Source organism: Micromonospora sp. NPDC003197, assembly GCF_053590565.1.
The window spans coordinates 1-22,634 of record NZ_JBSFTE010000038.1 but is presented as its reverse complement, the minus strand read 5'-3'; the positions used below and the strand labels follow the sequence as shown (position 1 = coordinate 22,634).

At 69.5% G+C, this 22,634-nt stretch carries 23 protein-coding genes and 1 riboswitch; of the genes, 5 read left to right on the top strand and 18 right to left on the bottom strand.

The window, feature by feature from the left end; all coding sequences use genetic code 11:
• The first annotated feature begins 37 nt into the window (after positions 1-37).
• A complete protein-coding gene (locus tag ACWDV4_RS28600) occupies positions 38-916 on the top strand; it encodes a phytoene/squalene synthase family protein (RefSeq protein ID WP_449985000.1) in 879 nt (292 codons plus the stop codon).
• Between the two features lie 150 nt (positions 917-1,066).
• Positions 1,067-2,485 (top strand): dihydrolipoyl dehydrogenase family protein, encoded by a 1,419-nt coding sequence (locus ACWDV4_RS28595; RefSeq protein WP_449984998.1) that lies wholly within the window; start codon positions 1,067-1,069, stop codon positions 2,483-2,485.
• An 82-nt stretch (positions 2,486-2,567) separates the two neighbouring features.
• Here ACWDV4_RS28595 and ACWDV4_RS28590 read toward each other — a convergent pair whose 3' ends face one another.
• Positions 2,568-3,548: an SDR family NAD(P)-dependent oxidoreductase gene (locus ACWDV4_RS28590; RefSeq protein WP_449984995.1), complete on the bottom strand. Its 981-nt coding sequence runs from the start codon at positions 3,546-3,548 to the stop codon at positions 2,568-2,570.
• Positions 3,549-3,668: 120 nt separating this feature from the next.
• On the opposite strand from ACWDV4_RS28590, the gene ACWDV4_RS28585 reads away from it, so the two are divergent.
• Positions 3,669-4,289, top strand: a complete 621-nt coding sequence (locus tag ACWDV4_RS28585) for a TetR/AcrR family transcriptional regulator (protein ID WP_449984992.1) — start codon at positions 3,669-3,671, stop codon at positions 4,287-4,289.
• Here the strand turns inward: ACWDV4_RS28585 and ACWDV4_RS28580 are convergent.
• From ACWDV4_RS28580 to ACWDV4_RS28570, 3 genes are all read right to left on the bottom strand, one after another.
• Complete coding sequence (locus tag ACWDV4_RS28580) at positions 4,273-5,019, bottom strand: crotonase/enoyl-CoA hydratase family protein (RefSeq protein WP_449984989.1); 747 nt, start codon at positions 5,017-5,019, stop codon at positions 4,273-4,275. The genes ACWDV4_RS28585 and ACWDV4_RS28580 overlap by 17 nt on opposite strands.
• A 111-nt stretch (positions 5,020-5,130) precedes the next feature.
• On the bottom strand, positions 5,131-6,144 hold the full coding sequence (locus ACWDV4_RS28575; protein WP_449984986.1) for a ribonucleotide-diphosphate reductase subunit beta: 1,014 nt from the start codon (positions 6,142-6,144) through the stop codon (positions 5,131-5,133).
• Positions 6,135-8,603 (bottom strand): ribonucleoside-diphosphate reductase subunit alpha, encoded by a 2,469-nt coding sequence (locus ACWDV4_RS28570; protein ID WP_449984984.1) that lies wholly within the window; start codon positions 8,601-8,603, stop codon positions 6,135-6,137. Before ACWDV4_RS28570 ends, ACWDV4_RS28575 begins: the two co-directional genes overlap by 10 nt.
• A gap of 165 nt (positions 8,604-8,768) precedes the next feature.
• Positions 8,769-8,986: riboswitch (cobalamin riboswitch) on the bottom strand.
• 251 nt (positions 8,987-9,237) lie between these two features.
• Between ACWDV4_RS28570 and ACWDV4_RS28565 the strand changes: the two genes are divergently transcribed.
• The gene (locus ACWDV4_RS28565; protein WP_449985104.1) at positions 9,238-10,089 is read left to right on the top strand and encodes a Rieske 2Fe-2S domain-containing protein; all 852 of its coding nucleotides are present in this window, start codon (positions 9,238-9,240) and stop codon (positions 10,087-10,089) included.
• Between the two features lie 98 nt (positions 10,090-10,187).
• Here ACWDV4_RS28565 and ACWDV4_RS28560 read toward each other — a convergent pair whose 3' ends face one another.
• The 12 genes from ACWDV4_RS28560 to ACWDV4_RS28505 all read right to left on the bottom strand — a co-directional run bounded on the left by ACWDV4_RS28560 (position 10,188) and on the right by ACWDV4_RS28505 (position 19,451).
• A complete protein-coding gene (locus ACWDV4_RS28560; RefSeq protein ID WP_449984982.1) occupies positions 10,188-11,282 on the bottom strand; it encodes a LysM peptidoglycan-binding domain-containing protein in 1,095 nt (364 codons plus the stop codon).
• Positions 11,283-11,294: 12 nt separating this feature from the next.
• Positions 11,295-11,765, bottom strand: coding sequence for a hypothetical protein (locus tag ACWDV4_RS28555; protein WP_449984980.1), 471 nt, complete (start codon positions 11,763-11,765; stop codon positions 11,295-11,297).
• The gene (locus ACWDV4_RS28550; RefSeq protein WP_449984977.1) at positions 11,765-12,265 is read right to left on the bottom strand and encodes a TadE/TadG family type IV pilus assembly protein; all 501 of its coding nucleotides are present in this window, start codon (positions 12,263-12,265) and stop codon (positions 11,765-11,767) included. The genes ACWDV4_RS28555 and ACWDV4_RS28550 overlap by 1 nt, the downstream gene beginning before the upstream one ends.
• Positions 12,262-12,648, bottom strand: a complete 387-nt coding sequence (locus ACWDV4_RS28545) for a TadE family protein (protein WP_449984974.1) — start codon at positions 12,646-12,648, stop codon at positions 12,262-12,264. The genes ACWDV4_RS28550 and ACWDV4_RS28545 overlap by 4 nt, the downstream gene beginning before the upstream one ends.
• A gap of 40 nt (positions 12,649-12,688) precedes the next feature.
• Positions 12,689-12,895 (bottom strand): hypothetical protein, encoded by a 207-nt coding sequence (locus ACWDV4_RS28540; RefSeq protein ID WP_449984972.1) that lies wholly within the window; start codon positions 12,893-12,895, stop codon positions 12,689-12,691.
• Between the two features lie 132 nt (positions 12,896-13,027).
• Complete coding sequence (locus tag ACWDV4_RS28535; RefSeq protein ID WP_449985101.1) at positions 13,028-13,891, bottom strand: type II secretion system F family protein; 864 nt, start codon at positions 13,889-13,891, stop codon at positions 13,028-13,030.
• Positions 13,891-14,799 (bottom strand): type II secretion system F family protein, encoded by a 909-nt coding sequence (locus ACWDV4_RS28530; protein ID WP_449984969.1) that lies wholly within the window; start codon positions 14,797-14,799, stop codon positions 13,891-13,893. Before ACWDV4_RS28530 ends, ACWDV4_RS28535 begins: the two co-directional genes overlap by 1 nt.
• Positions 14,800-14,866: 67 nt before the next feature.
• The gene (locus tag ACWDV4_RS28525) at positions 14,867-16,417 is read right to left on the bottom strand and encodes a CpaF family protein (RefSeq protein WP_449984966.1); all 1,551 of its coding nucleotides are present in this window, start codon (positions 16,415-16,417) and stop codon (positions 14,867-14,869) included.
• Positions 16,407-17,207 carry a ParA family protein gene (locus ACWDV4_RS28520; protein ID WP_449984964.1) on the bottom strand — a complete coding sequence of 267 codons (801 nt, stop codon included), beginning with the start codon at positions 17,205-17,207 and terminating at the stop codon, positions 16,407-16,409. Before ACWDV4_RS28520 ends, ACWDV4_RS28525 begins: the two co-directional genes overlap by 11 nt.
• A gap of 2 nt (positions 17,208-17,209) precedes the next feature.
• Positions 17,210-17,869, bottom strand: a complete 660-nt coding sequence (locus ACWDV4_RS28515; protein ID WP_449984962.1) for an SAF domain-containing protein — start codon at positions 17,867-17,869, stop codon at positions 17,210-17,212.
• The gene (locus ACWDV4_RS28510) at positions 17,866-18,891 is read right to left on the bottom strand and encodes a hypothetical protein (protein ID WP_449984959.1); all 1,026 of its coding nucleotides are present in this window, start codon (positions 18,889-18,891) and stop codon (positions 17,866-17,868) included. The genes ACWDV4_RS28515 and ACWDV4_RS28510 overlap by 4 nt, the downstream gene beginning before the upstream one ends.
• Positions 18,885-19,451 (bottom strand): hypothetical protein, encoded by a 567-nt coding sequence (locus ACWDV4_RS28505; RefSeq protein ID WP_449984956.1) that lies wholly within the window; start codon positions 19,449-19,451, stop codon positions 18,885-18,887. The genes ACWDV4_RS28510 and ACWDV4_RS28505 overlap by 7 nt, the downstream gene beginning before the upstream one ends.
• Before the next feature lie 678 nt (positions 19,452-20,129).
• Here ACWDV4_RS28505 and ACWDV4_RS28500 point away from each other — a divergent pair.
• A complete protein-coding gene (locus ACWDV4_RS28500; RefSeq protein WP_449984953.1) occupies positions 20,130-20,924 on the top strand; it encodes a prepilin peptidase in 795 nt (264 codons plus the stop codon).
• Between the two features lie 28 nt (positions 20,925-20,952).
• Here the strand turns inward: ACWDV4_RS28500 and ACWDV4_RS28495 are convergent, their stop codons facing one another.
• Together ACWDV4_RS28495 and ACWDV4_RS28490 are read right to left on the bottom strand one after the other, a co-directional pair.
• Complete coding sequence (locus tag ACWDV4_RS28495) at positions 20,953-21,342, bottom strand: DUF742 domain-containing protein (RefSeq protein WP_449984950.1); 390 nt, start codon at positions 21,340-21,342, stop codon at positions 20,953-20,955.
• Positions 21,339-21,755, bottom strand: a complete 417-nt coding sequence (locus ACWDV4_RS28490; RefSeq protein WP_449984948.1) for a roadblock/LC7 domain-containing protein — start codon at positions 21,753-21,755, stop codon at positions 21,339-21,341. The genes ACWDV4_RS28495 and ACWDV4_RS28490 overlap by 4 nt, the downstream gene beginning before the upstream one ends.
• Between the last annotated feature and the right edge of the window lie 879 nt (positions 21,756-22,634).

Sequence of the window (22,634 nt, the reverse complement as noted above, 5' to 3'; positions counted from 1 at the left end):
TGCATCGATTGATGCGTCGATTAGTCGAGGGGGAACGGTGGCCACCGATCTCACCGCTGCCTACGAGAACTGCCGTGAGCTGCACAGACGACACGGTCGCAGTTACTATCTCGCGACCCGGCTGCTGCCAGCGTGGAAACGACGGCACGTGCACGCCCTCTACGGATTCACCCGCTACGCGGACGAGATCGTGGACCGCACCGAGGAGCTACCCCCCGACCAGCGGGCCGCCCAACTCGCCGAATGGTCCGACCGGTTCACCGCTGGCCTGCGGGGAGAACCAGTCGACGATCCGCTGCTGCCCGCCGTACTGCACACCATCGCCGTGTTCGACCTCGACCGCCGCGACTTCACCCTGTTCCTGCAGAGCATGGCGATGGACCTCACGGTCACGTCGTACCCGCGTTACGACGACCTGGTCGCATACATGGAGGGATCGGCGGCGGTGATCGGCACGATGATGCTGCCGATTCTCGGCAGTCCGGACCTGGCAGCCGCCCGGGAACCGGCCCGCCAACTCGGCTTCGCCTTCCAACTGACCAATTTCATCCGGGACGTCGCCGAGGACCTGGGCCGAGGTCGCACCTATCTGCCCGACGAGGACCTCGATCGATTCGGCCTGACCCGCGACGACCTCACCGCCGCCGCCATCCGGCGGGTGGCGACCCCGGCCATCCGGCAGCTCATCGCGTACGAGGTGACCCGGGCCCAGGCGCACTACGCCGCCGCCGCGCCCGGCCTGGCCCTGCTCGCTCCCGCCTCGCGCGCCTGCATCCAGGCCGCCCACGACCTCTACCGTCGCATCCTCGACGAGGTTGCCGCCGCCGACTACGACGTGTTCGTCCGGCGAGCCGTGGTGCCCCGCCGCCGCCGGCTCGCCATCGCCGCCCGGGCCCTCCTGACCCCGGCGGCCTGACCCGCACCTGCGCCGTACCGCGTCACCGCGTCACCGCGTCACCGCGTCACCGCGTCACCGCGTCACCGCGTCACCGCGTCACCGCGTCACCGCGTCACCGCGTCACCGCGTCACCGTGCCGACGGGCGGCCGATGGGGGATGCTGGCGGGATGGTGGACTCGGATCAGGCAGACGTCATCGTCCTCGGACTGGGGGTGGGCGGCGAGGAAGTCGCCGGCAAGCTCGCCGAGGCTGGACTATCGGTCGTCGCTATCGAGCAGAACCTGGTCGGTGGCGAATGCCCCTACTGGGGTTGCGTACCCAGCAAAATGATGATCAGGGCCGCCAACGCACTCGCCGAAGCCCGTCGGGTGGACGAACTCGCCGGTCAGGCCCGGGTGACCGCCGACTGGGCGCCGGTCGCCAAGCGGATCCGGGAGGAGGCCACCGACTCCTGGAACGATCGGGGCGCGGTCGAGCGGCTCACCGGCAAGGGCGCCCAGTTCGTACGTGGCCGGGGAGTCATCACCGGCCCGGACGAGGTACGCGTCGACGACCGCCACTATCGGGCCAGCCGGGGCATCGTCATCGGCACCGGTACGACCCCCTCGATCCCACCGATCGACGGGCTGGCGGAGACGCCGTACTGGACCAACCGGGAAGCGATCGAGACCGAGGAACTGCCCGAGTCCCTGATCGTGCTCGGGGGCGGAGCAATCGGGCTGGAACTCGCCCAGGTCTTCGCCCGATTCGGGGCCCGGGTCCGGATCCTGGAGGTAGCCGATCGGCTGCTCGCCACAGAGGAACCCGAGTCATCGGAACTGGCCGTCGATGCGCTGCGGGCCGACGGGGTGGAGATCCGCACCGGGGTACGCGTCGACCGGGTGTCGCACGAGACCGGCCGTTTCGCCGTACACCTGTCGGACGGCGCCGTGATCGACGGCGAGCGACTACTGGTGGCCACCGGCCGGCGGGCGCAGCTTGATGGACTCGGGCTGGAGACCGTCGGGCTGGACCCGAACGATCGGTTCCTGACCGTCGACGACCGGATGCGGGCCGGTGCCGGGGTGTGGGCGGTGGGCGATGTGACCGGGCATGGAGCGTTCACCCACGTGGCGATGTACCAAGCGGGCATCGCGATCCGGGACATTCTTGCCGAGGCGGGACAGGCCGCTGCCAGTAGTGAACCGGCCCCGGCCGGTCCGCCCGCCGGCGCGGGACCCCGAGCCGACTACCGCGCGCTGCCCCGGGTGACCTTCACCGATCCGGAGATCGGCGCGGTCGGGTTGACCGAACAGCAGGCCCGGGACCAGGGCCTGAACGTACAGGTGGGAATGGCGCAAATGCCCAGCTCGGCACGGGGCTGGATTCACAAGGTGGGCAACGAGGGGTTCATCAAGCTGGTCGCCGACGCCGAACGGGACGTGCTGGTCGGGGCGACCTCGGCTGGCCCGGCCGGTGGTGAGGTGCTCGGTGCGCTGGTGGTGGCGGTGCACGGTCGGGTGCCGGTATCGACCCTGCGGCACATGATGTACGCGTACCCGACCTTCCACCGGGCCATTGAGGACGCCCTGCGCAACCTGGGTTAGGTGCTTTGGGTGCTGGGTGCTGGGTGTTAGGAAGGGGCCCTTCCTATACAGAAAGCGATAAGAAGGGGCCCTTCCTAACAGGTCAGTCTTGCGCGTCCAGCATCGCGTTGATCATCTGTTGCAGCTGCTCTCGACCACCCGTGCCGAGTGCGCCGCCAAGTGCGACGGACAGCTTCTCGAACTGATCTTCGCGGGGCAGGTCTGCCAGGGCGTGCGCGAGTTCGTCGACCGTCCAGAGCGTGTCCTCCTTGGACACCTGGGCGCCCCGGGACCAGCCATGGTTCACGACCACCGAGCCGCCCCGGACGGAGAGCACCTGGCCGGTCATCGGGCACTCGGCGGTCGCGAGGTAGGCCACGACCGGGGCGCTGGTGACGGGGTGCAGCGGGTCGAACCTGCCCGACTCCGGGACACTGTCCATCCCCGGCACGCCACGGGTCAGCCGGGTACGGGCCATGGACGGCGAGACACAGTTGACCCGGATGTCGTACCGGGCGAGTTCGAGGGCGTTGACCACCGTCATCGCCGCGATGCCGGCGTTGGCCGCGGCATAGTTCGTCTGGTTGGGCAGCGGATTGAGCAGGCCGGATCCGGAGGCGGTGTTGATGATGGCCCGGTCGGTGCGGACGCCCGCCGCGAACCGGCTACGCCAGTAGCGGGCGGCAAAGTGGCTGACGGCGAAGGTGCCCTTCAGCTTTACCGCGATGACGTCGTCGAACTCTTGCTCGGTCATGTTGACCATTGCCCGGTCGCCCTTGACGGTCGCGTTGTTGACCACGATGTGTAGGTCGCCGAAGGCCGCCAGGGCCGTTTCCACCATTCGCTCGGCACCGGTCCAACTGCTGACGCTGTCGGTGTTGGCCACCGCCTGACCACCGGCAGCGACGATCTCGGCAACGACAGTGGCGGCCACCCCGGGATCACCGCCGGTGCCGTCGGCGGCGACGCCCGGGTCGTTGACGACGACTCGGGCCCCCTCGGCGGCGAAGAAAAGTGCCTCCTCCCGGCCGATCCCACGACCAGCGCCCGTGATCAGGGCGACGCGTCCGTCCAGGCTTCCCATTGGTCCGACTCCCGTCCTCAGCTTCAGCTGCACTCAGCCCTAGGTGCACTCAGCTTTAAGTGCACTCAGTGCATTGATTCACTCAATATACATATTCCTGAGGTGTAGTAAAGTGTCGGCATGATCGATGAGCCCGGCCGGCGGGAACGCAAGAAGCAGCGGACGCGTCAAGCGCTGATCGATGCGGCAGTCGAGCTCTTCGAGCGCAAGGGCTACGAGGAGACCACCGTGGCCGAGATCGCGGCGGCGGCGGACCTGTCGACCCGTACCTTCTTCCTGCACTTCCCCACCAAGGAGGACGTGCTTCTGGTCAACGCCCAGACCCGGTTCGACCTCGCGCTGCGGATCATCTCCGCGCCACTGGCCGGCGAGACCGGCACCGAGCTGCTGGCCCGGGCCATGCAGGAGATGATCACCAACAGCTGGAACACGGACCTGCCCAGCGGACTGGCAGCGCTCCGGGCACGGCTGCTCACCTCGGTGCCGGAGCTGCGGGCGCGACTCCTGCACCACCTGCACACCGGACAGGAAGAGATGGCCGATGCCCTGCACCGGACGTACCCGGAGCAACTCGACCGGGTCGATGCCGCAGCCCTGGTGGGGGCCGCGCTGGGAGCAGTGAACGCCGCAGCGCTCACCAGCATCCGGCAGGGGGACACGGCCGAGACCGTACGGGCCGCGATGCGGCGCGCCGTCGACCTTGCCGTACGTGGCTTCGAGGTCGCTAACCCCGGGACCTAACCTGCTTCAGGTCGACACCCTCGGTCGGGTACACGGCCAGCGACGCCATCCCGTAGGCGAACTCCGTCACCATCGCCTCGGCCTCGGGTAGCCCGGCACCAGCCAGCACCGCCAACCGGTCGTTACGCAGGCAGGTCTGCGGCAGCCGGGCGATCTCCGCCGCCAGCTGCTCGGCCGCCACCCGCGCGCCGCCCGGCGGGGCGAGGCGGTTGACCAACCCCATCTCGTACGCCTCGACGGCCGGCACCGCCCGCCCCGTCAGAATCAGGTCCATCGCCCGGCTCTGGCCGATCAGCCTCGGCAGCCGTACCGTGCCACCATCGATCAGCGGCACCCCGAGGCGGCGACAGAACACGCCCAGCGTCGCATCAGACTCGGCGACCCGCAGGTCGCACCAGAGTGCCAACTCCAGGCCACCCGCGACGGCGTACCCGGAGATGGCCGCGATCACCGGTTTGCTCAACCGCAGCCGGGTCGGACCCATCGGCCCGTCGCCCTCCGGTTCGACCCGGTTACCGCGCGGCGCACCGATGGCCGTCAGGTCGGCGCCCGAGCAGAACGTGCCACCGGCACCCCACAGGACGGCGACAGCGGCCTGCGGGTCGGCATCAAAGGCTCGGAAGGCGTCGGCGAGCGCTCGGGCGGTGGCCCCGTCGACCGAGTTACGGGACTCCGGCCGGTCCAGGATCACCGTCGTCACCGGACCGTCGCGCTCTACCCGAATGCCCACCGCATCAGGATGCCCGCCCGCCGGGTCGGCGTACAGCCTCCTGGCGGCAGGGTGTGTGCGCATCCTGTGCTGCTCCAACAGCAAGAGATGCGCACACACCGGCTGGTCCAGTCAGAACGCCTCGTCCAAGGCGACCGAACCGGAGACCGCCACCTGGTACGCCGACACCCGCCGCTCGAAGAAGTTCGTCAACTCCTGGACGTCCTGCAACTCCATGAACGGGAACGGGTTCTCCGCGCCGTACCGGGGAGCCAGGCCGAGTCGGGCGAGCCGGGCGTCGGCGACGTACTCCAGATAGCGCCGCATGTCGGCGGTGTTCATGCCGGGCAGCCCGTCCCCGCACAGATCGCGGGCGAAGGCCAGTTCGGCGGCGACCGCCTCCTCGATCATGCGGGTGACGTCGGCGGTCAGCTCGTCGTCGAACAGGTCCGGCTCCTCCCGGCGTACCGTGTCGACGACGGCGAAGGCGAACTCCATGTGCATCGACTCGTCGCGGAACACCCAGTTGGTGCCGGTGGCCAGCCCGGGGAGCAGACCGCGCGAGCGCAGCCAGTAGACGTACGCGAAGGCACCGTAGAAGAACAGCCCCTCAACGCAGGCGGCGAAGCAGATCAGGTTGAGCAGGAACGCCCGCCGGTCGGCCCGGGTCTCCAACCGGTGCAGCGAGTTGATCGAGTCGATCCACTTGAAGCAGAACGCCGCCTTGTCGCGGATCGACGGGATGTGCTCGACTGCGGCGAACGCCTTGGCCCGTTCGTCGTGGTCGGGTAGGTAGGTGTCCAGCAGGGTCAAATAGAACTGGACGTGTACCGCCTCCTCGAACAGTTGCCGGGAGAGGTAGAGCCGCGCCTCCGGCGCGTTGACGTGCTGGTAGAGGTTGAGCACCAGGTTGTTGGCGACGATCGAGTCACCGGTGGCGAAGAACGCCACCAGCCGGTGCACCAGGTGGCGTTCCTGGTCCGACAGTTTCGCCAGATCGGGTACGTCAGAGGCCAGATCGACCTCCTCCACCGTCCAGGTGTTCCGGATCGCGGCCCGGAACCGTTCGTAGAAGTCCGGGTATCGCATTGGCCGCAGGGTCAAATCCATGCCGGGGTCGAGCAACATCTGACTGGTCACTGGCATGCCTCGCAGATCTCCGGGTTCTCCAGGGAACAGGCCACCGCATCGTCCGCTGCGGCTGCCCCGGTCGCGTCAACGGCTGGCCCGGTGGCGTCGGTGGCGTCGGTGGCTGAGGTGTTAGGAAGGGCCCCTTCCAAGGCAGAAAGCGATAACAAGGGGCCCTTCCTAACGGTTGTCTGGGCGATCCGCGTTGCCGGCCTTGAACGCAGGTAGTACGTCGTCTTCAGCCCGGCCCGCCACGCGTAGGCGTACATGGAGGAGAGCTTGCCGATGGTCGGGGCGGCCTGGAACAGGTTCAATGACTGCGACTGATCGATGTACGGCGTGCGCGCGGCAGCCAGGTCGATCAGTGCCTTCTGGGGTAGCTCCCAGGCGGTCCGGTAGAGCGTCTTCAACTCCTCCGGCAGGTCCAGCGACTGCACCGAACCGTCAGCCGACTTGATCGCGTCCCGGGTCGCCGGAGTCCACCGGCCCAGCCGCTTCAGGTCAGCCACCAGATGCCGGTTGACCTGGAGGAACTCGCCGGACAGCGTCTCTCGTTTGAAGACGTTGGAGACCAGCGGCTCGACGCATTCGGAGCAGCCGGCGATCGAGGCGATGGTGGCGGTCGGTGCGATCGCCACCAGCAGCGAGTTACGCAGGCCGTGCCTGGCGACCTTCTCCCGTACCGCCGCCCAGGCCTCCGGCCGGGTCGGCGAGGCGGTCGGGTAGTGGTCCAGGTGCAGCACCCCGCCAGCGGCCCGGGTCTGCCCGTACGCCGGGTGGGCGCCCCGCTCGGCGGCGAGCGTGGCCGAGGTGTCGTACGCGGCCAGGGCGATCTCCTCGGCGATCCGGGTGGAGAGCGCGAGCGCCTCGGGCGAGTCGAACGGTAGCCGCAGCGCGGCGAAGACGTCGGCCAGTCCCATCACACCGAGTCCGATCGGTCGCCACCGTCGGTGTGCGGCGGCAGCCTGCTCGGTCGGAAAGTAGTTCCGATCGATCGCCCGGTCGAGGGCGGCCACCGCGACCCGGACCGTGTCAGCCAGCGCGGCGAAATCGACCGTACCGTCCACCACGTGCGCGGCCAGGTTGATCGAGCCGAGGGTGCAGACAGCGGTCTCCCCGTCGCTGGTCACCTCCAGGATCTCGGTGCACAGGTTCGACAGGTGTACCACGCCGCCACCGTTGCCGACCTGGTTGCAGGTCCGGTTCGCAGCGTCCTTGAAAGTCATCCAGCCGTTGCCGGTCTGCGCCAGGGTACGCATCATCCGGGCGTACAGGCTCCGAGCCGGCAGGGTCTTCACAGCCTTGCCCGCGACCTCCGCCGCCCGGTAGGCCGTGTCGAACTCGTCGCCCCAAAGGTCGACCAGCTCAGGTACGCCCTTCGGGTCGAACAGCGACCAGTCCGCGTCCGCCTCCACCCGGCGCATGAACTCGTCCGGGATCCAGTTGGCCAGGTTCAGGTTGTGCGTACGCCGGGCCTCGTCGCCGGTGTTGTCCCGCAGCTCCAGGAACTCTTCGATGTCGGCGTGCCAGGTGTCCAGATAGACGCAGGCCGCGCCTTTACGGCGGCCGCCCTGGTTGACCGCCGCGACGCTGGCGTCCAGGGTGCGCAGCCACGGCACGATGCCGTGCGAGTAGCCGTTGGTGCCCCGGATCAGCGAGCCGCGCGAGCGCACCCGGGACCAGGAGATGCCGATGCCGCCGGCGTACTTGGACAGCTTTGCCACCTGCGTGTAGCGCTCGTAGATCGAATCCAGCTCGTCCCTGGGCGAGTCGACCAGAAAGCAGGAGGAGAGCTGTTGGTGCTGGGTGCCGGCGTTGAACAGCGTCGGCGAGCTGGGCAGATAGGCCAGTCGGGCGAGCAGACGGTAGAGGTCAGCGGCCTGCTCGACCGTCTCGGCCAGACCGGTCGCGACCCGGAGGAAGAAGTGCTGCGGGGTCTCCAGCACGCTGCGGGTCTCCGGGTGCCGCAGCAGGTAGCGGTCGTAGACCGTACGCAGGCCAAAGAACTCGAAGTTGTCATCGGCGTCGACCGGAGCGTCAGCGGAGGTCGAGCCGACGCGGCCAGCATCGTCGGGGTCCACCAGGGCGTCGAGGGCGGCGGCGTGCGCGGTGACGAAGCCGGCGAAGTCCGGGTCGAGCAACCCCAACCGGTACGCCGTGGCGACCGACTCGCTGAAGCTGCGTACGCCCTGGTCGGCGACCTCCTGACGGACCCGGTCGGCGAGTAGTCGGGCGGCCAGTTTCGCGTACTGCGGTTCTTCGGCGATCAGCCCGGCGGCGGCCGAGATGGCGAGCTGGGTCAGTTCGTCGTGGTCCGCGTCGGCGGTTCGGCCGGACCGGACGATGTCCAGCACTCGATCGACGTTGGTGTCGGGCAGATCGTGCCGGTGCCGTTCGATGACGCTGCGCAGTCGCTGCTCCGGCTGCTGGTCGGTGGCCTCCGCTGTTGACGGATCGATGATGGCGGGTGCCGTCATGTGCTCTCCTCGGTCATTTGGGCCGGACCGGAGGCTCGCGGAAGGACACGTCGCACGCCGCAGCGCCGCCGGTCGGTGAGCCGGCGGTGCCCGTACGTTTCGACGGCCCTCCCACGAGGCCCCGAGGTGCTACGCACGCCGAACTGGCTGTCGGCGCGCACTGCTGGCAGGTCTTCGGACTCGCGGGCAGGGCGCGTTGCCGCGCTTGCCTACTGGCCGTCGCTTCCCAGACTCCGGCTGGCCCGTACGGCCGGATGGCTTCCGGCCGGACACCGTGGTCCAGTGCTGTTGACGGCGGTCGTTCCCGCTCACCGCTGCGGGGCAGTCCCGGATTCACACCGGGTTCCCTCTTCGGCGGCGACATCTGGCTGGATGCCGTCGCCTGGCCGCCCGGCCATGGTGGGCACGGGCGAACCAGCAATGGACTTATCCTAGATGTAGTGGCTGTGGGTTCGTCAACGCACCAGATGGTGTGGCGTGTCGCGGCTGATGGGTGTGGATCCCGGCCATCGTGCCGAGGTTAGGAAGGGGCCCTTCCTATGCAGAAAGCGATAAGAAGGGGCCCTTCCTTAAAAGGGGCTGCTGGTTTGCCGATGGCTCGACCGGGAAGTCGTTCAGCGTGCGGACGATGATGGTGCGATCGATGATGACGAAACTGGAGCGGGCGTCGGGGCTGGACCGGGTCGGCGACCGGCTTCAGAGTGGCGTCTTCGCCGTACTGCGTGGCCAGCGGGTCCGGGACTTCCTGCACGGGGTGTGGCTCGGCCACCCACTGCACCCAGCACTGGTGCAGCTGCCGGTCGGCGCCTGGGTCAGCGGGGCGATCCTGGACCTGGTGCCGGGCCAACGCCGGGCCGCGACCGTACTCGTGGCGGTGGGGACCGCCAGTGCGCTGCCGGCCGCGTTGGCCGGGGCGAACGACTGGGCTTCGCTCTCCCGCGAGCAGCGCCGGGTTGGCCTGGTGCACGCGATGGCCAACACCGTCGGAATCGCCCTGTACGCCGGATCGCTGGCCGCGCGACTGAGCGGACGGCACAACGTCGGTCGACTGCTCGGGTTCTCCGGCTTGGCGGCGGCCAGTGGTGGGGCATACCTGGGTGGGCACCTGGCCTACAAGCAGGCCGCCGGAGTCAACCAGGGTGTGCAGGAACTACACCGGATCGAGGACGGGTGGCATCCGGTCGCGGAGGTGGCAACCCTGCCCGAGTCCACATTGCTGACCCGACAGATCGAGGACGTGCCGGTGGTGGTCTTCCGGGACGGTGACGAGATCACGGTGATGTTGGAACGGTGCGCGCACCAGAGTGGGCCGCTGGGCGAGGGGCGACTCACCCGCGTCGACGGTCGTACCTGCGTGGTCTGTCCCTGGCACGGAAGCACCTTCATGCTCAACGGTGGCGAGGTCGTACGCGGCCCGGCCAGCACCGATCAGCAGGTGTTGCCCACTCGGGTGGTCGGCGGGATGCTGCAGACCCGACTGCCCTGACCCGGCTGCCCTGACCCGGGTGGTAGCCGACGCGGACAGCCGGACCGAGGGTTCAGTTCCGCTGGCTGGTAGCCGATTCGGGCAGACCGGTCGACGGCTCAGTCTCGTCGGTGCCGGCCGATCACGACAGCCCGGGTCGCCGCGGCCCGGGTCGCTGCCGACCGCCGGTCGGCCGGCCGTCGGCGCAGTCCGAGCACCGCACCGATCTGTGCGCCGACGATGCTGGCCACCGTGAGCACCGCTGACACCGCCAAAGGCCGGTTGAGTTGATTCACCTCCCCGGGCCGGGCGGCACCCACAGCCAGGGTGGCCTCCCCTGGCTCCTGCCGAACCGGGGTCACCTCAGCCGAGGGGGTGTTTCGCGCTGGACCCGGCGTTTCCCGCGCTCCCACTGGCGGTACGGCAGGCCGGGTGCCGGGTGGTGGCGGTACGGCGACCAGGCCGGTGGCGTGGACTCGTACCCCCCGATCGGCCGCGTCCGCCGGCATCCGGAGGAGCTGACCTGGCCGGATCCGGTTCGGATCGCGGATCTTGTTGAGTTTGGCGAGTTCCCGGTATCGGTCGAAGTCGCCGAGGTACCGGTCGGAGATGTAGCCGAGATAGTCGTCCTTCTCCACTCGGTAGACCGGCTCCGAGTGCGGTACGGGCGATGTCAGGGCGGTCCGGTGCACTGTCCCGGCGGGCGATGCCAAAGACAGGCGATGCGCTGTCCCGGTGGGCGGCACCGACATCGAGTCAGGGATCGCTGGAGCAGCGGCGATCGCCACCGCAGTGGCGGGTGTGGCGGCGGCAGCTGCCGGAGTCGCCACCGCGATCAGCGCGATCGACCCGACCAGCGCGGACGCCACCCGCTGCTGTCGGCTCAAGCCAGGCAACCGGGGGGCCGGCTTGCGACGGATCCGGGCCGGCAGCTCCACCAGTACGGAGAGCGCGAAGCTGGCCCATCCCGCCCAGCCGACGATCGCCAGCGCCCGCAGGAAGAGCTGCCCGTCGTCCCGGCTGGTCAACGTGGCGGTGATCTCGTCGACGCCGGGCAGGTGGTCGGGGAGTGGGTTGCCGGCGAACATGGCCAGCGCGAGCGGTGCACCGACCAACAGTCCTAGTAGGACGACCAGCGCGGCGAACCCGGTGACGATCTGCCCGGTTCGGCGGGCCACGGTTGGTCGTACGGCTGACACGTATGTGGTGGGCATCAGCTTTCCTCCCTACGGGTCGGTCCGCAGGTGGGCGGTGGCCTCGCCACGGACCAGGATCTTGTCCTTGAAACCGAAGAGGTCCAGCAGGTAGGTGTCGTACTCCACGTCGACGGTGACGGTGAGTTGCTGCCCGCTGTCGAAGCGGACGGTCCAGTCGCGTACGCCCGCCACGCCGGCCAGGTAGTTGCGGATGGCGGCGCGCGCCTGCTCCTGGTCGATAACCTTCGGGCGGCCGTCGACCGCTGCGGCTCGATCGATGGCCTGGCCACCGGTCCGGGCCGCCTCGGCGGCCAGGTTGTCGGCCCGCTGCATCGATCGCAGCTGTCCGGTGCCGTCGAAGGCCAGGCCGATGATCACCAGTACGCCGGTGAGCGCGACTGCCAGGAACAGGCTGACCCGCCCCGCATCCCGGTGCTCGCCCAGACCGCTCCGGCTACCCGAGCCGGGCGTCTCGATGGTGCGCCACAGTCGACCAGACATCAGCCGCTCCGGCTTCGATAACGGTCCAATGGGGAGACGAAGGTGGCCTTGACCAGCTTATCGCTGGGCATTCCTGGCAGGATCGACATCCGCAGGTTCTGGAAGGACACCCGGCAGGAGACCGTCACCGAGACCGACGCGTCCTGCCCGACGGGGCTGCGAAACGCCGCGTCGAAGGTGGCGGGCCGGCCGGCGACCGTACCGGCGAAGTCGAGGCGGGGCGAGTTCGCGCAGGAGAGCCCTTCCCAGTCGAGCCGCTCGCGGGCCGCTACCCGGGCTGCTTCCCGGGCCGATCCGGCGGTACGGGAGATCGAGGCGGCTCGGGCGGCGTCGTGCGCGGCCACCTCGATCGCCTCGTACGCCAGCGCGGTCCGGCCACTCACCCCGGCGACCACGACCAGCGCCAGGAAGGCCGGGATGAGGACGGCCACCTCCACCGAGACCGAACCCCGGGTGCCAGGTCGCGAGTGGTTGCCGGTTCGGGTCATTCCGGCTGTCATGGTGGTGGCTCCGGGGTGACCCGTTCCACGGTGCCGCTGGCGGTCTCGCTGACCGCCGGCAGCGGAATCAGCGGCACGATCCGCAACGGCTGGCCGGTCACGGTTGCGCTCACCCGTTCCGCGCCCGGCTGGACGGTGACCTTCGCGCCGGGCAACCAGTCACCGGCCCGCCGGATGAACTCCTCGGCCCGTTGCTGTCCGACACCGTCGGGGGCCCGGTAGGCGCGTTGGGCGCTCACTGCCTCCTGAGCTGCGTTGAGCGCGGTGGCCCGAGCCAGGAACCAGGCGGCGGCCTGGATGGAGGCGAAGAGCAGCACCAGGATGGCGGGGAGTACGACGGCCAACTCGACCGGGTTCGCGCCCCGGTCCCGGTCCAGGTGCACTTCCCGTCTCTGGCTTGCCCGGGTGCGGTGCCGCACGGGTCTACTTCACGTCGCCCGGAGTGGGGATCTTGTCCAGCCAGCCCTTTGCGGCGGCCAGGGCGCCGGCGGTCACCACGGTGGCTACGACCACCAGTCCCATGATGATCACAGCGGTCGGCACCGGGCTGTCACCCCGTTCGCCGTCGCGGCGCAGCTCGGCGAGGCGTACGGCGAGGAATGTGTGCAGGTAGGCGGCGATGAGGGTCATGTCTTGCTCCTTTCCGGAGGGCGGCGTTTCGGTGGAGCGGCGTTGCGGTAAGGCGGCGTTTCGGTGGAGCGGCGTTGCGGTGGAGCGGCGTTGCGGTGGAGCGGGGTTGCGACCTGCATGTGGGGCGGCGGATCAGATGCGGGACATGAACGGATAGATGACGAAGCCGACCAGAACGAAGACGAGCAGGGCACCCGGAATGTCCAGGCGGCTGGTGACCGCCTCGGCCCGGGCCAGGTTGTCGGTACGGATCTGGTCGCGCAGCGAGTCAGCCCGGCTGCGCAACGTCTCGTGCACCTGGGCACCTTCCGTGCCGGACGACTGCATGATCGAACCGACGTCACCCAGCTCCGGTACGCCGATCTTCTCGGCGAGTTCCCGCAACTCGTCCCAGGGCGAGTGCATCTGGAGCTGGGCCATTCGGAGCGCCTCGCGGATCCGTTCGAAGACCCAGCCGTCGCAGACACTGGCCGCCCGTTCCAACGCCTGCACCGGCCCGTGTGCCGCCGACAGTTGCAGGGCGACCAGGTCGAGATAGGCGCAGACGGCCTGGCTGAATTCGCGTCGGGCCTTCTCCGCCTGCACGAGCACCGAGCGGTGTGCCAGTACGACCGCGGTGAACGCCATCCCCAACCCGACGACGGTGGGAACGACGATCGGTGGCCGTACCCCGAGCAGGAAGAGCGCCACCGTCGACAGGGCCGGCATCGCCAGGCCGAGCATTGCGGAGAGCAGCAGCGAGAGGGCGTACTGCTCCGGGGTACGGCCGATCAGGGCCAGTTGCCGGTGCGGCGGGCGTAGCGCTCGGGTCAGGCCGGTGAGCCAGTCCAGGCCACCACCGGCAGCGGATCGGGCCGTCCCGGCCGGCTGGTGTAGTCGCCGCAGCGCCGGCCCGAGCGCCGGGGTGGCCGGCAGCGCCTCCCGAACCAGCAGGAACAGGCCGAGGCCGACGATCGCGCCACCGACGACCCCGATGGTCAACTGCCAGTTGAGGATCATGCGAGCACCTCGTCCGGGTCGGGTGGGGCGAGGAACCGGGCCGGTCGGGGCGGCAGGCTCATCGCCCGTACCCAGGCCAACAGTCCGGCGAAGCACCCGCCGAGGAACACCATCACGATCTGCCCGGCGGGGGTGCCGTACGGGCGCATGTAGTCCGGGTTGATCAGCCCGTACGCCAGGATCAGCAGGGTCATCCCGGTGAGGAAACGCACCGCGAACCGGGGCTGGGTACGTTTCGCCTCCACCTCGCGCCGGGTGGCGACCTCGGCCGCCGCCGCCGACGCGATCGACCCGAGTACGTCGCCCAGCCGCTCGCCCCGATCGGTCAGGTGCAGGATCAGCGCCGCCACCACCTGGTCGCAGACCGGGTCACCGATCTCGTCGGCGAAGGCGAGCAGGGCGGCCCGACCCAGCCAGCCGGCCTGCAATCGGGCGGCGAGTAGTCGTACCTCGTCTTCGATCTCCTCCGGTGCGGTGGCCACCGTGTTGATGACGGCCTGCTGTAGCCCCTGCCCGGTGCCGGACACGTCCTTGAGTCGACGCGTCCATTCGCCCACCGCCTCGATCCGGGCGATGGCCCGCTGCTCGGCCCGCCCCACCGAGAACAACCACGGCGTACCGGGCACCGCGACGGCGACCAGCAGCCCGACCACCGGCAGTCCGCTGAGCAGGAACGCCAGCGCGCCGGCCAGTAGGGCGGTGACCAGCAGCGACCGATGCCGGCGCTGCTCGCGGGCACCGCTGCCCGACCCGGACAACAGCCGCCGGAGGAACTGGCCGCCGGACGACGGTGGCCGTGCGGGGCGGCTGGTGCCGACCAGCGCCACCACGGCGAGGACCAGCCCAGCGACGCTGGCCGCCCCGGACAGGACCGCGATCAGCTCGATACCGGCCGGCAGGTTCATCCGCCCACCCCGCTCCGGTCGACGGCGGTCCGGACGCCCCGGGCCTCGGAGCCGACGCCCGGCGCGCTCATACCCGCCGCCGTAGCTGGCTGTGCCGGGGACGCCGCCAGGCCCCGGTGCCGGCCTCGATGTAGCGGGACAGCACGCGCGGGTCGTAACCGACCCGCATGAGCTGCTCGCGGATCCGCTCGGGCAGATGCCGGGGTACGGCGCGACCGTCCACCCCCGGCCCGAACACCGTGGTCGTGGTGATCCGGTTGTTGTCCCCCGCCCCGATCACCTCTTCGATGTGCGAGACGAAGCGGTACTTCCGGCCGCCGATCGCGGTCTCGTCCTCGACGGTGACGTAGACGATCAGGTCCAGCGCGTTGCCGGCCATCCGGCGGGCCTGCTCGACGGTCATCTCCCGACCGTGCGACAGTGCCAACTCGACGATCCGTTCCCCAACTCCGCCCGGGGTACGGGCGTGGATGGTGCACATCGAGCCCCGGCTGGTGGTCATCGCCTGCAACATCGGGACAATCTCCCGGGAGCGGACCTCACCGACGATGATCCGCAGTACGCCCATGCGCAGCGCCACCGGAATCAGGTCGGCGATGGTGACCTCACCGGCCGGCCGCCCGTCCAAGCCCCGTTCGCCGTGGCCCTCGCGGGATTCGAAGCTCATCACCGCCCGGTGCCGGAGTCGTTGCCGGGCCGGCAGCAGTTCCCGGCTCTCCTCCAACAGCACGTACGGCTCGTCGGCGGGAATCTCGTCCATCAGGGCGCGGATGACCGTGGTCTTGCCGGCCCCGGCCAGCCCGGCGACCATGATGTTGAGCCCGGCCGCCATCGCCGCCCGCAGGAAGTCCCGGACCAGCACGTCGACCATCTCGTCCAGGTCGGGCCGGCCGCCGGCAAGTTCGTCCAGGGTCACGTCCAGCGTGTTGTGCTTACGGATCACCGCGTACGGCCGGCGGCTGACCAGGTAGACCGCGGCGAGCCGGCTACCGTCGGGCAGTTGCAGGTCCAGCGTCGGCTTCGAGGTGGAGAGGGAACGTTCGGTGGCCCCGGCCCGCCGGGCGGCGGCCTGGAGAATCTCCACCATCTCCTCGTCGCTGTCGGCGATCGGCTCACCCCAGTCGACCCCGCCGCCGTGCCGGGTGATGCGGACCAGGTCGCAGCCGAGGATGTGCACCTCCTCGATCGAGTCGTCGACCAGCAGGCTCTGCAACCGGCCCAACCCGACCAGCTCGGCGGTGACCTGGTCGAGCAGGGCCCGCTCCTCGGTGGCGGGCATCGGGGTACCGGCGCGGCGGGTCGCGTCGGCGTACTCGGCCACCACCACCGCCGCGAGCCGGGTCCGCTCGGCGTCCTCCTCGTCGGTGGTGAACTCCCGTCCCCGCTGCCACAGGGTGAGTCGTTCGCTGAGTTCGCGGCGCAACTCCCGGACCACCGCGAAGTCGACCCGGGGCCGGGGCGGTGGCGGGGACGGGGGGACGCCGCCCGGCGGGACCGCGGCCAGCGGGGTGACGGCTGGTGGATGCGGTTGGTGCCCGTTGACCGGCAACGGTGGAACGGTCGAGGTGGCGCCGTTGGTGCGTACCCGGGGGTCGTGCTGGACCGGCTCAAACCGCATCTGGCACCTCCTGGCCGGCGGACCAGGTGAGCCGGGCCCGGCGTCGGTCGAGCAGCGTTCGGATCGGCACCTCCAGCGCGCCGGCCGCGCGCATCAGCGGCCGTCCGGCGCGGACGGTGCCGCCGTGGCTGAGCACCTTCGCGGTACGGGCGTCGTGCGGCAGTTGGGCGATCACCGGTAGTTGCAGTGCCCGGCTCACCTCGATACGGCTGTGCCCGGAGCCGACCAGCAGCAGCCGCAGCGAGCCGGGCGGCACCCGGTGCTCGGCGAAGTCCCGTTGGATGGCCCGAACCGTCGCTCGGGCGCTGGACAGGTCGGGCAGGTGGGCCGCGGTGACGACCAGTACGACCGCAGCGGCGCGCAGGATCGGCCAGGGTGGGCCGACCGCCTGCAACCGACCACAGTCGGCGATCACGTCGTAGCCGGGGCGGCCCCGCTCCAATTCGGTGAAGACGTCGGCGAAGCGTTGCCACAGCGGGTTGACGCTGCCGGCCTGCGCCGGGTCGATCACCCCGGGCAGCAGCAGCCGTTCCCGGTGTGGCGCGTCGAGGTCGACCAGCTGTGACCAGAACACCGCTTCGAGGTTCCCGTCGCGTAGTTCGCCGACGGCCAGTTCACCGATGCCCCGAGCCCCGTCGAGCACACCGCCCAGGTAGCCGGCGAGCACTGAACCACCGGCCGGATCGCATTCGGCGAGCACCAGCCGGTGGTGCCAGGACAGGGTGCAGGCCAGGGCGGTGGTGGTGACTCCGGGCGAGCCCTTGGCGGAGACGAGGGCGATGATGGCCATGGTCAGGCGGCCGTCTTCAGGACAACGGCGATCCGGCTTTCCCCGGCCAGTACGACCACCGCCGGTACGTCCCGTTCGGCCAGCGCCAGGTAGAGCACCAGTTCGCCGTTCTCCGGGGTAGCCGTGTCGATTACCGTCGCCTCGAATCGGATACTCGCCGTACTGCCACCCTCTGCGTCCCGGGCCGGACGACTGACCAGCAGGAGCTTGTCACCGGGGTGGAGTTGCCGGGCCGGCACCTCGCTGGCCTTGAGCCCCAGCGAGATCTGCTGCTGTCCGGTGCCGAGCAGGGGTTGGTCGGTGAGTTGTTCCCAGGTCAGCAGGGTGCCCGGGGCCAGCGCCACGGCGGCGCGTTTGCCGATCACCTCGTCGACCCGACCGGCGGAGATCGGGGCCAGGCCCTGCCCGCCGGCCACCTGGACGACGAAGAGGTCGTCGGCGGCGAGCACGGTGCCGACTGGTACGGCCCGGCCGACGGCGAGGTAGCTGCCGGTGGCCCGGACCGAGGTGACCGCGAACGCCGCGCCGAGGCCGCCGAGCGCGACCAGCAGCACCGCGAGACCGAGCAGGCCGGGACGCATCCGACGCTGCCGGACGACCCGGGGTGGGGCGATCGGCGCGTCGACCGAGTTGGACGTTCCGGGGGTGGCAGCCAAGGTCATTCGGTCACCACCTGGAGTTCGTCGACCCGGATCTCCCTGGGGTCACTGGTCCGGGTCTGCAGCGGGAGGGTGCCCTGGCGGCCGCCGCCGGTCCAGGTGACCCGCCAGGTCGTGGTGGCGGTGATCTTGTACGTCCCGCCCGGCTGGCTCCGGCTTGACCGTGGATAGCCGGCGTAGCCGCACGTCGGGGTGGTGTCGCGGTGCAGAACGGGGTTGTAGACGACGCCAGGGTTGGTGCAGGTGATCGGCCTGCTGCCGTTACCCATGGTCCAGACGATCTTCTCCACCCGAGCTTCGATGCGGACGGTCAACCCGGGCGCGCTCGCCGATGCGCGCTGTGGCCCCCAGGTCTGCGGGCCGGGATCGGTCCACAGCCAGACCGGCAGGCCGACCAGCCCCGGGCCCTTGTTCGGCGCGATACCGACAGTGGGCTGGCGCAGCGTGATGCTGGCCAGCGCCCGTCTGGCCAGTTCGGCCGGGTCGGGTGGGGTGCCGAAGCCGTCGGGTGGAGCGTCCAGCCACACCGGTTCCTGCGAGGCTGGCCCGCCGGCACAGCTGCGCATGTAGAGCTTCTTACCGGCTGGCCCGCCCGGCGGCTGTGGCCGGGCGAGAGCGTAGTAGCAGCCGTCGGAGTTGTTGAACCAACCGAGCAGCGGGTCGTAGCAGGGCAGAGGCACGCCATCGCGTTGGCAGGTACGGCTACCGCCGCCACCCCCACCACCGCCGGGCGTACCGGGTCGGCCCGGCTTGCCGGGCTCGTCGTCCCAGACGTTGCAGTCGTCCTGCCCCGGCGGACACCCCGCTCCCGGGGCGGCCCGTTGGGCCATGACGACCCGCTCGGCGATTCCAGCCCCGGCCCTGGCTTCGGTGATGATTCCGGCCCCGGCCCTGGCGGTGATTCCGGCTGCTGCTGCGGCTGCTTTGGCGGGGGCGGGGAGGACAGACAGCACCAGCGCGGTCGTGGTGCCGGCGGCCAGAACCAGTACGCCCGGTGTCTTCACCGGCAGCAACCGGGTCAGCATGGCAGGTCCCGATGGGCGGTGCCGGCGCTGATCAGCCAGCGGCCGTCGGCGTACTGGGTGGCGGTGGCGGTGGCGATGTAGCGCCCGCTGGTCGACCCCGGCACCACCGATCTGTCCTTGATGTAGACCAGCTGGTAGTTGGTCGTGTCGAGGCAGTCCTGGATCGAGACGGTCGCCGGGACGGTGTCCAGGCTGACCGACTCCACCCTCGGATCGGAGATCAGCGTTCCGGTACGCATCGCACCGTGCTCCTTAGCATCGCGAATGGCAAGCCCGACCCGGGTGAGCAACGGATCGGCAAGATATTTCTCAAGCTCGGGATGTTGGGGATCCGCTGACTGTTCGGCTTCCCGGGTGGCGGCCAGATAGCCCGCGTACGCGGCCAGGGCGGCCTTGATCGCTGTTGCCGTACGAGGATCCGGGCTGGGGGAAGAACGGGCCGAATGTCCGGCGTCCGGACGCATTCCTGGCCGATCTTCATTCGCGCAGGCGACCAGGCAGCCGAGGGCGATGATCGCAACGAAGGTGCCGGAAATCCTTCCGGGATGCTTTGTTCGCAACGGTGCGCCCTCCTTTCCACCACCCGCTCTGGACCAGGGGTGAGTGGACCTTCGCCCAGTTCCCGACCAGGTGCGAGGCATCGCCCCCGGCTTCTTGGGCAGGACGGGCAGCCGGCGATGGCCCTCGGGCGGGGCCGAAAGCTACCCGTCGTGGGTTATTCAATTAATTGATCTAGTGCTGTGCTGATCGGTTCTCTTGTCGTCAGCCTTGTGGATATTCCTGTCGGCTGTTCTGCGCTCAAGGGGCGAGCATAAGCTCATGATTGGCAATGCGACAGGGGGAACTCAAAAGGAATACGTACCGTCACGATCTCTATTGTTGATCGCGGTTAGGAGTGCTGATGTCATCGCGCAAAGCGGTGTTCCGATAATGATCGGAAGTCGAGTGTCAGAGCGGCTGGCGATGTTGGGCTATCCGCCTCGATTGCGCCGCGAAATACGGTGGATGGCGGCGATCTGGCCGATTCTCTGCCCCGGCGATTCCGACGATCCGGTCCCGACGTACGGCGTTGCCGGGCCGGTCGCAACCTCGTCACGGCCCGAGTGGCTGGACTCGTCGTACTCGACGCCCAACAGGGATGACGTGATCATGAAGTTACTGAGAGTGTCGGGACGCGGGTCGACCGTTGGACCAATCCGGCCACTGGCCACCGCGCCGGAGAGGAGTGTCCAGTGGCGATGACCGACCCACGAAGCACTGTCGGAGACCGGACCGACCCCGTCCACCAGCCGACTGCACTCCCGCCCTGGCCGGTACGGGTCCTCGTCGCAATAGCCGGCACGCCCCTGCTCCGGTGGCTCGTCGTGGCGCAGTCCGTGCCACCCGGCTCCCCGCTCCGCACCCACTGCGCCACCTGCCGTACGCCGATCGGCCTGGCCGGCTCACTCCGGGCGCTCTCCCCGGCCGGCCGGTGTGGCGGCTGTGGCAGCCGGCTCGGCGCGGCACCGGGGGTCCTCGAACTGGCCGTACTCGCCGTTGTGGCGGGGCTCGTTCTGGGGGGCCTGCCGATTGCCGAGTCGGCTGCCATCGCCTGGTGGGCCGGCTGTGCCATTCCGCTCGTCTTCATCGACGTCGCGGTACACCGGCTTCCCGACCGGCTCACCTACACCGCGGCGGTGGGCACCTGGGCGCTGCTCGGTGTCGCCGCGATCGTCGACGACCAGGGCGGGGCCTGGGGCCGGGCGATCTGCGGCGGGCTCGGGCTGGCCCTGTTGTTCGCCACGTCGACCCTGCTGTTCGGCCAGCGCGGATTCGGGCTGGGCGACGCCAAACTGGCCCTGAGCGGAGGTGCCCTGCTCGCCTGGACGGGCTGGGGCAGCGTGGTGTTCGGGCTGGTGGTCGCCTTCGCCGGCTCGGCGGCGTACGCCCTGCTCCTGCTGGTGGCCCGCCGGATCCGATGGACCGATCACCTCCCGTTCGGGCCGTTCCTCATTCTGGGCATCGTGGTCGCGCTCGTGTTGCCGGCCAACTAGTGGTCTGTTGCCGGCCAAATAGGCAGCACTACAGCGAACGCAAGCCGGCGAGCACCGCCTCCAGCATGTCCTCGCCCAGAGAGTCGTCCAGCACCAACGGCTCGTACGTCTCGATGAGCCTGGCTTCCATCAGGTCACCGAGTAGCACCCGGACGGTGCCCAACGGTAGGTCCAGCTCGGCGGCGATCTCCGCCACCGAGAGTGGGCGGGCGCAGCGCTCGACGATGCGGACCTGCTCGGGCGACAACTCCGCTGGTCGTGGTCCGGCCGCTGCCCGGGCCACGACCAGCGAGATCATGTCGAACTTGCCGGGCGCCGGTTGGGTACGCCCACCGGTCATCGCGTACGGCCGGACCACCGGACCAGCAGCGTCGTCGTACCAGAGCTCCGCGTTTTCCTTCCCGTCTGCGCTGCTCACCCGGCGGCTCCCGAGGCGGGTGCCAGGTAGGTGGGTAGGTGCCGGTCCGCCTGTCCGGCGAAGAGGGCGACCTCGTAGGCGAGGTCGCCGATCTCCGCGTTGGCGGTGAAGAGCACGACGAAGATCGCGCCGCCCCGGGTCGCGGTGACGAAGAGGTACGCCTCCACCATCTGTACGACGATCTGCTGCACCGACTTCGCCTCATGCTGCCTGCCAGCAGCCAGGGCCAACGCCTGTAGTCCCGCCACCAGGCTGGACATCATTTCGGCGATTTCGTCGTCGACCTCACGGGAGGCGGCCAGCAGCAGCCCGTCCGGGGAGAGCGCCAACGCCTGCCGTACCTCTGGGACGCGGTTGACGAAGTCGTCCAGGAGTTCGGTCAGGGTTCCCGTGGCGACCATCGATTGAGCCATCGTTCTCCTCTCGCTGCCGTCGGGTCCGTCATTGATCTGGATCCGATGCGCGTAGGCACTGTCGGCGGTATCCGGACCATCTGCCCAGGGGCCGGTCCGGTGCCGGCCGGTCGACCGGCAATGCGTCGCCCCGCTGGGCCTCGAAAGCCGGCAACCATGTCGAGTCGATGATTTCCAGGTACGGCAGTGATGGCTTCGGCCGACTCAGGTGCCGTGCGTCGGGGGCTCGGCGGAGTTGTCCGATCGTATCGATGTGGCCGCCGGAATGTGCAGCATGGATCGCATACTTTCGTTCGCCCAAGTCTCGGTACGCCCGTTCTGTGGGTGGCCCGCCGGTCGCCGGGCAGCATGGCATCGACGCAGGTAGAAGCCCTGTCATCGCGGGCAGGCCCGACTGGATGCGGGGGTACGGAACCAGCTCGGGCCGGGACGGGTTCGTGGCGAGTGGAATTGATCAGCGCGCCGGTCGGCGTTGTGGGCTGGGGGCCGATTTGGCGTTGGTGGACGGAGCGTGTACCTTTCAACGGCGGCAGGGAGACGGACGACCGACGGAGACGCGGACGGCCGGCCTGCTGAACCCCACCAACAAATACGACGAGGAATCGCCGTGTGAGTGAAGCGGGGTGAACCGCTCTAGCGAGAAGGATCCGGTCGAGACCGGATTTGACAGACGAAAGCGGTAAGGTAAAGTACTGAAAGCGCCCGGCGGAAACGGCGGGGGCAAGCAGGAAAGCCTCACAAGCAAATGCGACGAGGAATCGCCGCGGGAGTAAAGTGAGGCGAGCCGCTCTAGCGAGAAGGATCCGGTCGAGACCGGATTTGACAGACGAAAGCGGTAAGGTAAAGTACTGAAAGCGCCCGGCGGAAACGGCGGGAGCG